This is a genomic window from Paenibacillus sp. GCM10027629 (assembly GCF_042676425.1).
GTDB classification, from domain to species: domain Bacteria; phylum Bacillota; class Bacilli; order Paenibacillales; family Paenibacillaceae; genus Paenibacillus_K; species Paenibacillus_K terrigena.
Genome location: NZ_JBHTGZ010000020.1, coordinates 62375 through 73163 on the forward strand (window position 1 = coordinate 62375; position 10789 = coordinate 73163).

The window sequence follows — 10789 nt, forward strand, 5'->3', positions numbered from 1 at the left end:
TAAGCATGTTTACTATTTCGTTCCTGTTTGTGGTATAATACTCGGGTATAGAATATCAATTCTTATTGTGATAACAACCATTTATGAAATATGCTCTGAAATAGATACGTGTGGAAAAAGCATCGCTTTTCGATGCACTTCCTTATAAATTTCGCAGAAACGCTAATCCTCCTGTTTGGACGATGAAGTCGTTTCTTCTTGTTTATAGCTTTTTTTCTCTCATTTCTATGAATTGGAACATACATAGGAGGATTTCTGACTCTATGGAGAAGTTAATGATTTGCGGCGGACGTCCGCTGCACGGTACAGTACAAATTAGCGGGGCTAAGAATAGCGCAGTCGCGCTTATTCCTGCTGCAATTTTAGGTGAGACTGAAGTTGTTCTAGATAATTTGCCACTGATCAGCGATGTAGCAACGTATGCGGAAATTCTAGAAGGGCTTGGTGCGGAGGTTAGACTTTCAGGCAATCAAATGGCTATTGACCCATCGGAATTGAAATCTATCCCTATGCCGAATGGTCCAGTTAAGAAATTACGCGCTTCCTATTATCTAATGGGTGCGATGTTAGGGCGGTTTGGTGAAGCAACGATCGGCATGCCAGGTGGATGTAATTTTGAGCCACGTCCGATTGATCAGCATATTAAAGGCTTTGAGGCGCTAGGCGCTACCGTGACGAATGATTATGGCTCCATTCATGTGTATGCCAAAGAACTTCGCGGCGCGAAGATTTATCTGGACGTGGTGAGTGTAGGGGCAACCATTAATATTATGCTGGCAGCTTCTCGGGCCAAAGGTACAACCGTGATTGAAAATGCGGCCAAAGAGCCTGAAATTATAGATGTAGCGACATTGCTCAATGCAATGGGTGCGAAGATCAAAGGTGCGGGTACGGAGACGATTCGAATTGAAGGCGTCGCAACAATGCATGGATGCAGACATTCGATTATTCCCGATCGCATTCAAGCAGGGACATATATGATCGCAGCAGCGGCAACACGCGGTAATGTGCTAATTGATAATGTGATTCCGAAGCATATGGAAGCTCTCACAGCCAAGCTGCAAGAGATGGGTGTTGGCATTGAGGAGATGGATGAGTCTATTCGCGTCATTGGCGGACCGAATTACACTAATATTGACGTGAAGGCACTCGTGTATCCGGGGCTAGCGACTGATCTGCAGTCTCCGATGATGAGCTTGCTTACACAGGCGAATGGCGTTAGCATGTTGACCGATTACGTATATAGCAATCGATTTAAGAATGTTCCGGAATTGCTTCGTATGGGCGCGAAAATTCGTGTCGAGGGACGTTCGGCTATTACTGAAGGAAGCAAGTTGAATGCTGCCAAAGTAACAGCAACCGATCTACGTGCCGGCGCATCCCTCGTGATCGCTGCGTTAACCGTAGAAGAAGGTGTTACGGAGATTACAGGCGTGGAATACATCGATCGGGGTTATGACAATCTCGTAGAGAATCTTCGTGATCTAGGTGCTGAGGTATGGCGTGAGACACTCGTTCCTGCTGAATAAGCAGGTATTTTCTCGGGAATACTACTAAGATAGATTTTTGTTTTTGCTAGAAATATAAGAATTTATAAGTTTCACGGATAAATTGTTCTTATATTTCCGAAGATACGCTTGCCGTCCTATACGGACGACGAAGTCGTTTCTTCTAGTCTACTTTAATATCGGACTTATTAATGGAATAGGTGGTTAATTGAATGGATCTTCAAATTTCTGATTTGGAAGAAATGAAGCTAACGGAGTTATATAAGTTAGCGAAGCAGTACCAGATTCCTTATTACGGGCAAATGAAGAAGAAAGAACTTATTTTTGCAATTTTAAGAGCGCAGGCAGAGAAGAGCGGACTGATGTTTATGCAGGGCGTATTGGAAATCTTGCCGGAAGGGTTCGGTTTCCTTCGTCCAATTAACTATTTGCCAAGTGCGGAGGACATATATATCTCTGCCTCGCAAATCCGCAAGTTTGACTTAAGGACAGGCGATTTAGTCTCCGGTAAATGTAGACCTCCGAAGGAGAATGAACGCTATTTCGGTCTTCTTCAAGTCAATGCGGTCAATGGTGAGAGTCCAGATACGGCAGCAGAAAGGCTTCATTTCCCAGCGTTAACCCCACTTTATCCGCAAGAGAAGGTTGTTCTTGAATCATCCCCAGCGCATCTCTCGACTCGAATTATGGATATTTTGGCACCTGTAGGACTTGGACAACGTGGCTTGATCGTAGCTCCTCCCAAAGTAGGTAAAACTCTTCTCCTCAAAGAAATCGCCAACAGTATTTCTACCAATTATCCCGAGATCGAACTGTTTGTTCTATTGATTGATGAGCGTCCGGAGGAAGTTACGGATATGCAGCGTTCGGTAAAAGGTGAAGTGGTCGCTTCGACATTCGATGAATTGCCTGAGAATCATATTAAAGTGTCGGAACTTGTATTAGAGCGCGCATTGCGACTTGTTGAGCATAAGAAGAATGTCGTCATTCTCATGGATAGCATCACACGTCTTGCACGTGCATATAACCTTGTCGTGCCGCCATCAGGCCGTACGCTCAGCGGTGGTATTGATCCGGCTGCATTCCACAAACCGAAGCGCTTCTTCGGATCTGCTCGAAATGTGGAAGAAGGCGGAAGCTTGACCATTATTGCTACAGCACTCGTGGAGACAGGTTCACGTATGGATGATATCATTTATGAAGAATTTAAGAGTACAGGCAATATGGAGCTCCATCTGGACCGTAAATTGGCGGAGAGACGTATTTTCCCTGCGATTGATATTCGCCGTTCAGGCACGCGCCGTGAGGAAATGCTCATGACGAAGGATGCGCTCGACAAAGTATGGGCCATTCGTAAGAATATGAACGAGTCGATGGAATTTGTAGATAATTTCTTAAGAAAAATCGGTAAAACGAAGACCAATGAAGAATTCTTCGCTACCTTGGATTTGAATGCAACCTCGAGCAGCAGTTCGTCCAGTTCATCGGCACCTCGTCGAACTGCACGGACCGCATCGACTGCATCATCTTCGGTAGGTAGTGGTAGTGGGAGATCGATGTAATTTCGTTTGAATGAGATAGGAGTGCAGCACGATGTATTTGGTGTACGCAGATGAGCAAGGCAATGTATATGATCACCCGGAATTACACGCATTGGCGCGTAGTGCGGATATGATCGTTGAGATATTAGAGGATGAATTAATTCCGCTGCCAGATGGTGCGACGCTTGTTAGCTTACCTTTCACACGGCCGATCGGTCTTGATCCGGATACGGGTGAGATGGTCGCAATGCAGGATAATGTGAATGCCGTGGGCGCGCTATTGCCACAAGGATTTACTCGCCTATGTATTCCAAGCTACGTGAAGACGAACAAAGACGAGAAGCTTCCGCTATTCGGTTACTCCGCGGTCGTCTGGAAAGATGGTGCATTCTACGTTACGGCGCACAAATCGGATGATCCCGAGCAATGGAACCCGATGAACTGTGACCGCGATGAGCTAAAAATTCAGGTTGACCGTCTAACGAAGCAGTTTCCAGAGAATCGGTTGTATCAGCATTTATCTAATTGTGCGTTAGGCTATGAGTGCCTAACCTCTTCGAATACGTTCTTGAATCGGTGGGAAGGTGGCGTGCCTGTATCCTTCTCCTGTAATGCAGGATGTTATGGTTGTATCTCTGAACAGCCTGATGACAGTGGATTCCCAGCACCGCAGACACGGATGAACTTCAAACCGACCGTAGAAGAAGTATCGCAAGTGATGCTGACACATCTCACAACGCCTGAATCCATCATTAGCTTTGGGCAAGGATGCGAAGGTGAACCTTCGACACAAGCCAAAATTATTGTCGAAGCCATTCGGGAAGTTAGAGAGAAGACGCAGATGGGCTATATTAATATCAATACGAATGCCGGATTAACGGACCATATTCGTGCCATTGTCGATGCAGGGCTTGATCTGATGCGCGTTAGTACGATTAGTGCGCTAGACGATCATTATAACGCTTATTACAAACCACGTGGGTATACGCTGAAGAATGTCGAGAAATCGCTGAAATACGCGTCGGATCAAGGGGTATATACATCGATTAACTATTTGATATTCCCAGGTGTAACGGATCGGGAAGAAGAAGTTGAAGCGATGATCGAATTCGCACGGCGGACGAATTTACGTCTAATTCAGATGCGGAATCTGAATATTGACCCGGAGAGTTATTTGGAATTAATCCCGCCGGCGCAAGGTGAAATTCTCGGAATGAAGCAGATGCTTGAGATCTATCAAGCGGAGCTTCCGGACGTTGTCATTGGCTCTTATACGCATGTTCCTCCTGTGCAATATCGACGCAAACAGGTCATGAACTAAGCCCCAATATAAGGACGATGAAGCCGTTTCATTTTGTATTGCAGTCCATGTGACAACATGCTATAATGCATCTATTGTGTCAATATACTCTGGGGTCGCAAAGAGCCCAGGGCGGAAAGAGGTGAATTCGATGAAACAAGCGATTCAGCCGACGTATCACATCACCACAGTTACTTGCGCATGCGGCAATGTATTTGAAACAGGATCCGTGAAGCCAAACCTTCGCGTTGAGATTTGTTCCAACTGTCACCCGCACTTCACTGGCAAGCAGAAATTTGTGGATGCTGGTGGTCGTGTCGATAAATTCAAAAAGAAATACGGCATCTAATTTCCAGTTGTCTTATCAAGAATCTCCCTGGCTCTTTCATGAGTGCAGGGAGTTTTTTTGTCGTCATTGACGCGTTAACATTTGTTAAATATTTGCAAAGGTTGCGCTTTGTACAGATATAAGCTATACTTGGTTTTACCGTGCTAGATGGGGAGGCAGCGGTGCCCTGTAACTCGCAATCCGCTATAGCGAGGTTGAATTCCTGTCCGAGGTCTTGTCGATGTGAGGTTTGGTCTTTACATGCGATGTTGACGGTCGGGTCCTCCGCAATGGATGTCTATGAACCTGGTCAGGTCCGGAAGGAAGCAGCCATAAGTAGGAAGTTCTATGTGCCGGAGGGTGGCCTGACCCGAGTTGTTATGTAAGGGTGCCACTCGGATCGCAACGATCAGAGACAGGTGCACGGTACAACCTTACGAATAGAACACCAGCGTAACGGAAGTTACGAATGGTGTTTTTTTATGCTTCTTTTTGACAAAAGAAGGAAAAGTGTGATTCGAACCGAATATAACAAACATAGGGTTAATATGAGGTATCGGGGTGAATGTATGATGTCAGAGTTCATTGCGCCAGGGTTAGACTTTACTAGGGAAACCTATAAGTATTACGTGGACAGACTCCCTCATATGTTAGCTCTTCTCGTGGATCAGGGCGGTGTGGTAAGGTGTTGTAATGCGCTTTTTGCCAAGGTGCTGGGCTATGACCTTGAAGATGTGTTGGGTCAGTCGGTGCAGACATTTTTTGTTGAATCCTATTCACTCGGGGAGCTTATGACTCGCTTTCATGAACAGATACATAAGAATCAATCGTATTTCAGGATCCATGCCGAAGCAAAGAATGGCGATGTGATCAAGGCAGATACGACGATTTTATCCATCCACTTGGACGGAGAACCAATGTATTCGATTATCATGAGCCATACACGGAATATGCGTGAATTAAGCCTATTGCAGCAGTTCTCAGGTGCATTTATACGTGATGTGAACCTGGGTGTCATCATTATGGACCGTAATTTCAATTTAGTCGAAATTAGTGACATGGCTTGCCGAATTCTTGGGATTCAGAGTGAAGATGTGATGAATAGACCGATGCAGGATATTTTTTATGGTATGCCATTGGAACATCAGTTGGTTCAACGTGCCATCTTAGATGGGGTTATCGTACGCAATCACGCGATGTCTTGGATGAATAATCAGGACCGGTATGAGCTGCTCATGGACTCGAACGTGCTGAGGGATGAGGAAGGCGACATTGTTGGAGCCTATGTTATTTTCAAAGACGTATCGAATCTTAGATCCTTGGAAGAGCAAGTGAATCGGAGCGATCGCCTCGCGATGATCGGACAGATTGCTGCGGGAACGGCGCATGAGATTCGGAATCCGCTTACTTCGATTAAGGGATTTCTGCAGATGTTCAAGAAAACGATGCAGGATAAGGGATTAGAGAAGGAGCACGGTTACACAGAGATCATGCTTAATGAGTTGAACCGAATCAATGACTTGGTTAGCGAATTCTTATTGCTTAGCAAACCCAAGCATGTATCGTATGATATTGTGGATGTATATACCATCATTAATGAAATGCTGCCAATCGTAAGTAATGAAGCAATTCTGTACGATGTTGCTGTCGTATTCGATGATACAGGTCCGGTTCCGAAGATTGTTGCCGACCGTGAGCTATTGAAGCAAGTGTTTCTCAATATATGTAAGAATGGTATTGAAGCAATGGTGGATGGCGGAATATTATCGATTTCCGTTCGGACGGATTCGGCACAACGTATTTGTATCGAGATTCATGATACAGGTCCAGGTATTCCGGTATTTATGATCGACAAAATTTTTGATCCGTTTTTTACGACGAAGCAAGAAGGTACCGGGCTCGGGCTATCCATTTGTCAACGGATCATCCATGATATAGGTGGCGTAATCCGTGTATCCTCGAAAGGATTTGGAACGACTTTTACGGTCTCCATTCCTTATCATGGTGAGTCAGTATGAGAAAATTAGAAGCTATGTATGAAAAGGTGCCCTTTCCAAGTAGAAGGGCTATTTTTTTGCGGAAGTTGATGTAGTATAATGTGATCAACCCTCTTCTTGAGGACGAAGTATTCGAAAACATCCATAATGTTGTGGTAATATAGCTTATGTACAGCGACATGTTGAAAGAGGTAACTGCGATGGCTCATATAGCGTTATATCGTGCTTGGCGACCGCAGTCGTTCCAAGACATGGTGGGACAGAAACATATTATTCAGACACTTCAGAACGCGCTGCGCGAACAGCGGTATTCCCATGCCTATTTGTTCAGTGGCCCTCGCGGAACAGGCAAGACGAGCACGGCCAAAATCTTGGCGAAGGCGATAAACTGTGAACATGGACCCAGTGTGGAGCCTTGTAATACTTGTGATGCCTGTATCCGGATTACGGCAGGTTCTGTCATGGACGTGGTTGAGATCGATGCTGCATCGAATCGCGGGGTGGATGAAATTCGAGACCTGCGAGAGAAGGTCAAGTATGCCCCGACCGAAGTAAGGTGCAAGGTTTATATTATCGATGAAGTCCATATGCTAACAACAGAAGCGTTTAACGCGTTGCTCAAGACACTTGAGGAACCTCCAGCGCATGTCATGTTTATTCTTGCGACGACAGAGCCGCATCGACTGCCGGCGACGATTCTTTCACGTTGCCAACGATTTGATTTCCGTCGTGTATCTTTGCAGGAACAAGTCGAACATTTGCAGAAGATATGTGAGCGTGAAGGAGTCTCGGCAGAGGAAGATGCTCTATCCTACATTGCAAGACTATCTGATGGAGGGATGCGAGACGCGCTAAGTCTGCTCGACCAAGCCGCATCTTTTACGGATGGACAGATCACCTACAAACAAGTGATGGATATTACAGGTGGTATTCCTTCGGAACAATTTGCTGATCTGGCAGAAGCTATTCAACGACATGATATCTCGTATATCTTGACGGCGATTGAAGGGTTCATGCAAGATGGGAAGAGCGCTGACAAATGTGTAGAGAATCTCATTTACTATTTCCGCGATTTATTGATGGTCAAGATGGTCCCTCATGCTGATGGTATGACCGAACGCTTGATGGACTCGGAGCGGATTCGAATAACTGCGGAAGCTTTTGAAGCGGAACAGTTATTCCGAACCATCGAGATCTTGAATCAATATCAAGTGGAAATGAAATATGCCACGAATCCGCAGACGTTATTCGAAGTGGCGATGCTTAAAATCTGCACAATGCATGATGGAGCACCTGCGGGTGGTGTGAAATCCTCGACTGTTACGTCCATGAGTACGGCGGATGTAGCGTTAATCAAACAGCTAGAGCAGCAAGTTGCGACGCTAGAGAAACGAGTAGAGCAGCTAATGCAATCAGGTGCAGGGTCCGCACCGGCGAATACAGAAGGTTCTCCCTCAGGGCGAGCTAACTCGGGACGTGGAGCAGCTACGGCAAATCGGACATCGATCGTCGCTAAGATTCCACCGAAGATGGATCTCTACATTGCGGGGAAGGACACGGCTTCGTTCGTCCAGATTCGGTCTCAATGGGGTCGCGTGCTGCAACGTGTCAAGGAAGAGAAAGTCACGATTCATGCATGGTTCATGGATGGAGAACCTATCTCGGCAACCGAAGATGCTGTACTCGTAGGTTTTAAGAATACGATTCATCGGGAGACGACAGAAAGACAGGCGAACCGGGAAGTCATTGAACGTGTGATGAAGGAAGTGCTTGGTGCATCATATAAGCTGATTACGATGATGCTTAAGGACTGGAATTCGGTTGTCACCGATCAAGCAGAGACTGCAAGTGAATTACAACTCGTTCCTGAAGATGGAGCAGGTGCACCAACTGCAGGTGAGAAGAATTCTTCAGAACCATGGGTAGACCAGGCGATCGAGATGTTTGGTGAAGATCTTGTTGTGATTAAAGATGAGTAAATAATTATGGAAATACCACTATAAGCTAAAGGGGATTGAGAACGATGAACAATATGAACCAAATGATGAAGCAAGTGAAGAAAATGCAGGAACAAATGTTGAAAGCTCAAGAAGAATTGGGCGGCAAAACGATTCAAGGTACTTCTGGCGGCGGCGCAGTTACTGTTGAAGTGAATGGTCATAAGAAAATTTTGTCCATCGCGATCAAACCAGAAGTGGTAGATCCAGAAGATATCGAAATGCTTCAAGATCTTGTAATGACAGCGGTGAATGATGCTTTGACGAAAGCGGAAGATATGGCGAATGATGATATGGGTAAATTTACAGGCGGTATGAAAATTCCTGGCTTGTTCTAATTATCTCGGAAATAGATTAATTGATCATAATAATTCTCGCAGGAACGCTGCTCTCCTTGAAGGATGATGCAGCTGTTTCTGTTTTTGAGGAGCGTAGAAGGGGACACGGCCAGTGTATTATCCTGAACCGATAGCTAAATTAATCGATGCTTTTACCCACTTGCCGGGTATTGGACCGAAGACGGCAGCAAGGCTTGCTTTTCACGTGCTGCGAATGAAGGAAGATGATGTGATCGACTTTGCGAAGGCGCTGGTTAATGTGAAGCGCAATCTGCATTATTGTTCGGTATGCTGCAACATAACAGATGTAGACCCGTGTCGAATTTGTCAGGATAAGAGCCGGGATAACTCTGCAATTTGTGTAGTCCAGGAATCGAGAGATCTCGTTGCAATGGAACGGACGAAGGAATTTCAAGGGTACTATCACGTTCTCCATGGTGCCATCTCGCCAATGGAAGGGATCGGCCCGGATGAAATCCGAGTTGCGGAGCTATTAAGACGATTAAGTGATGAACGCGTGCAGGAGTTGATCCTCGCGACGAATCCGAATATCGAAGGGGAAGCCACAGCGATGTACTTATCGAGATTGGTCAAACCATTCGGTATCCGCGTAACACGTATTGCTCACGGTCTGCCGGTGGGCGGGGATTTGGAATATGCTGATGAAGTCACCTTGTCCAAAGCGCTTGAAGGGCGCAGAGAGATTAATTAATTCATATGATTTGAAATGTTGAGCTCTATTTTATAGGGCTTTTTTTGTTTTTTAGGTTCTAAGTTTGTCCTTCCGTTGATATGAATGGGATAGCGGCAAACGGTAAAGGTGCTGTAGACACCCGTATCGTGCTGGTTGTTATTCGTAAAATGGACAAGGAGGGGCTTGGTATGGCTTGGTGGAAATGGTGGAATCGGGATGCAAGGGTGCTATTGGAACAGACGGTGTCTGAGAAAATGTTATTGTACAGAGAGATCTGTGTCGCTAAACGTGAGTGGGAGAACGCTCATGCATTGTTCCAAGAGGCGACAGAAGTCGATGAAATTGATTATGCGATTTACTTGCTAGAAGCGACAGAGAAGCGATATGACATGCTGATCAAGAAGGCCAAACGTATTCAATTGAGTGTATTGATGTTGAACGCTTAGGGAGGGATGATGATGAAGGTCATATTGGCAATCCTGCTCGGAGTTTCTTTGTTGCTTCTTGCATACACCTTATTGAAGTATCGCCTAACGTGGCGCTGGCTTAGTATATTTGCTGGCCAGATTATCATTGCGGCAGTAGCGATTTATGCTGTCAATTATAGTGGACTCATCTCAGGTCTTCATATTCCGCTTAATCCTACAACGATGGCTACAGGAGTGCTGTTGGGTATCCCAGGCGTACTTTTATTGGTTTGTATAAGATTAACAGTGATATAGTTGTTGACTTCCCTAAGCATTCTATGATAAATTAAATCTCGCCGCTCCGAACGGAGCACAAAATTGAAGAAGCACTGAAGAGTGCGACAAAAAACTTCAAAAAAAGTGCTTGACTAAAAGAACGGCGATGTGATATATTATAAAAGTCGCCGCTGAGACAACGGACGACAAGAAATGAGAGTTTTCGAAAGAGAACTTTCGGAAATGATTGATCTTTGAAAACTGAACAACGAGTGAATTAAAGCAATAAATGAGATCAGTAATGATCTCGCTAGCAAGTTTATGAGCAAGTCAAACACTTTATTGGAGAGTTTGATCCTGGCTCAGGACGAACGCTGGCGGCGTGCCTAATACATGCAAGTCG

Annotated in this window: 10 protein-coding genes, 1 rRNA gene and 1 other RNA gene; all 12 read left to right on the plus strand. The window is 45.3% G+C overall.

What is annotated here, in order from left to right; translation table 11 throughout:
* Positions 1–263 precede the first annotated feature (263 nt).
* Positions 264–1529: a UDP-N-acetylglucosamine 1-carboxyvinyltransferase gene (locus tag ACFQZR_RS27655; RefSeq protein WP_379351542.1), complete on the plus strand. Its 1266-nt coding sequence runs from the start codon at positions 264–266 to the stop codon at positions 1527–1529.
* A 191-nt stretch (positions 1530–1720) separates the two neighbouring features.
* Positions 1721–3070 carry a transcription termination factor Rho gene (gene rho / locus ACFQZR_RS27660; RefSeq protein ID WP_379351543.1) on the plus strand — a complete coding sequence of 450 codons (1350 nt, stop codon included), beginning with the start codon at positions 1721–1723 and terminating at the stop codon, positions 3068–3070.
* Positions 3071–3101: 31 nt separating this feature from the next.
* A complete protein-coding gene (locus ACFQZR_RS27665) occupies positions 3102–4370 on the plus strand; it encodes a radical SAM family protein (protein WP_379351544.1) in 1269 nt (422 codons plus the stop codon).
* A 130-nt stretch (positions 4371–4500) separates the two neighbouring features.
* The gene (gene rpmE / locus ACFQZR_RS27670) at positions 4501–4698 is read left to right on the plus strand and encodes a 50S ribosomal protein L31 (protein WP_018759368.1); all 198 of its coding nucleotides are present in this window, start codon (positions 4501–4503) and stop codon (positions 4696–4698) included.
* 138 nt (positions 4699–4836) lie between these two features.
* Positions 4837–5104, plus strand: an RNA gene (ffs, locus tag ACFQZR_RS27675) — signal recognition particle sRNA large type.
* A gap of 142 nt (positions 5105–5246) precedes the next feature.
* Complete coding sequence (locus ACFQZR_RS27680; protein WP_379351545.1) at positions 5247–6695, plus strand: ATP-binding protein; 1449 nt, start codon at positions 5247–5249, stop codon at positions 6693–6695.
* A 179-nt stretch (positions 6696–6874) separates the two neighbouring features.
* Positions 6875–8653 (plus strand): DNA polymerase III subunit gamma/tau, encoded by a 1779-nt coding sequence (dnaX, locus tag ACFQZR_RS27685; RefSeq protein WP_379351546.1) that lies wholly within the window; start codon positions 6875–6877, stop codon positions 8651–8653.
* A 44-nt stretch (positions 8654–8697) separates the two neighbouring features.
* Positions 8698–9009 (plus strand): YbaB/EbfC family nucleoid-associated protein, encoded by a 312-nt coding sequence (locus tag ACFQZR_RS27690; RefSeq protein WP_378234843.1) that lies wholly within the window; start codon positions 8698–8700, stop codon positions 9007–9009.
* A 112-nt stretch (positions 9010–9121) separates the two neighbouring features.
* On the plus strand, positions 9122–9721 hold the full coding sequence (gene recR / locus ACFQZR_RS27695) for a recombination mediator RecR (protein WP_018759372.1): 600 nt from the start codon (positions 9122–9124) through the stop codon (positions 9719–9721).
* 170 nt (positions 9722–9891) lie between these two features.
* Positions 9892–10149, plus strand: coding sequence for a DUF2508 family protein (locus ACFQZR_RS27700; RefSeq protein WP_018759373.1), 258 nt, complete (start codon positions 9892–9894; stop codon positions 10147–10149).
* A gap of 12 nt (positions 10150–10161) precedes the next feature.
* Positions 10162–10425, plus strand: coding sequence for a pro-sigmaK processing inhibitor BofA family protein (locus ACFQZR_RS27705; RefSeq protein ID WP_379351550.1), 264 nt, complete (start codon positions 10162–10164; stop codon positions 10423–10425).
* Between the two features lie 300 nt (positions 10426–10725).
* Positions 10726–10789, plus strand: a 16S ribosomal RNA gene (locus ACFQZR_RS27710); the annotation flags it as partial.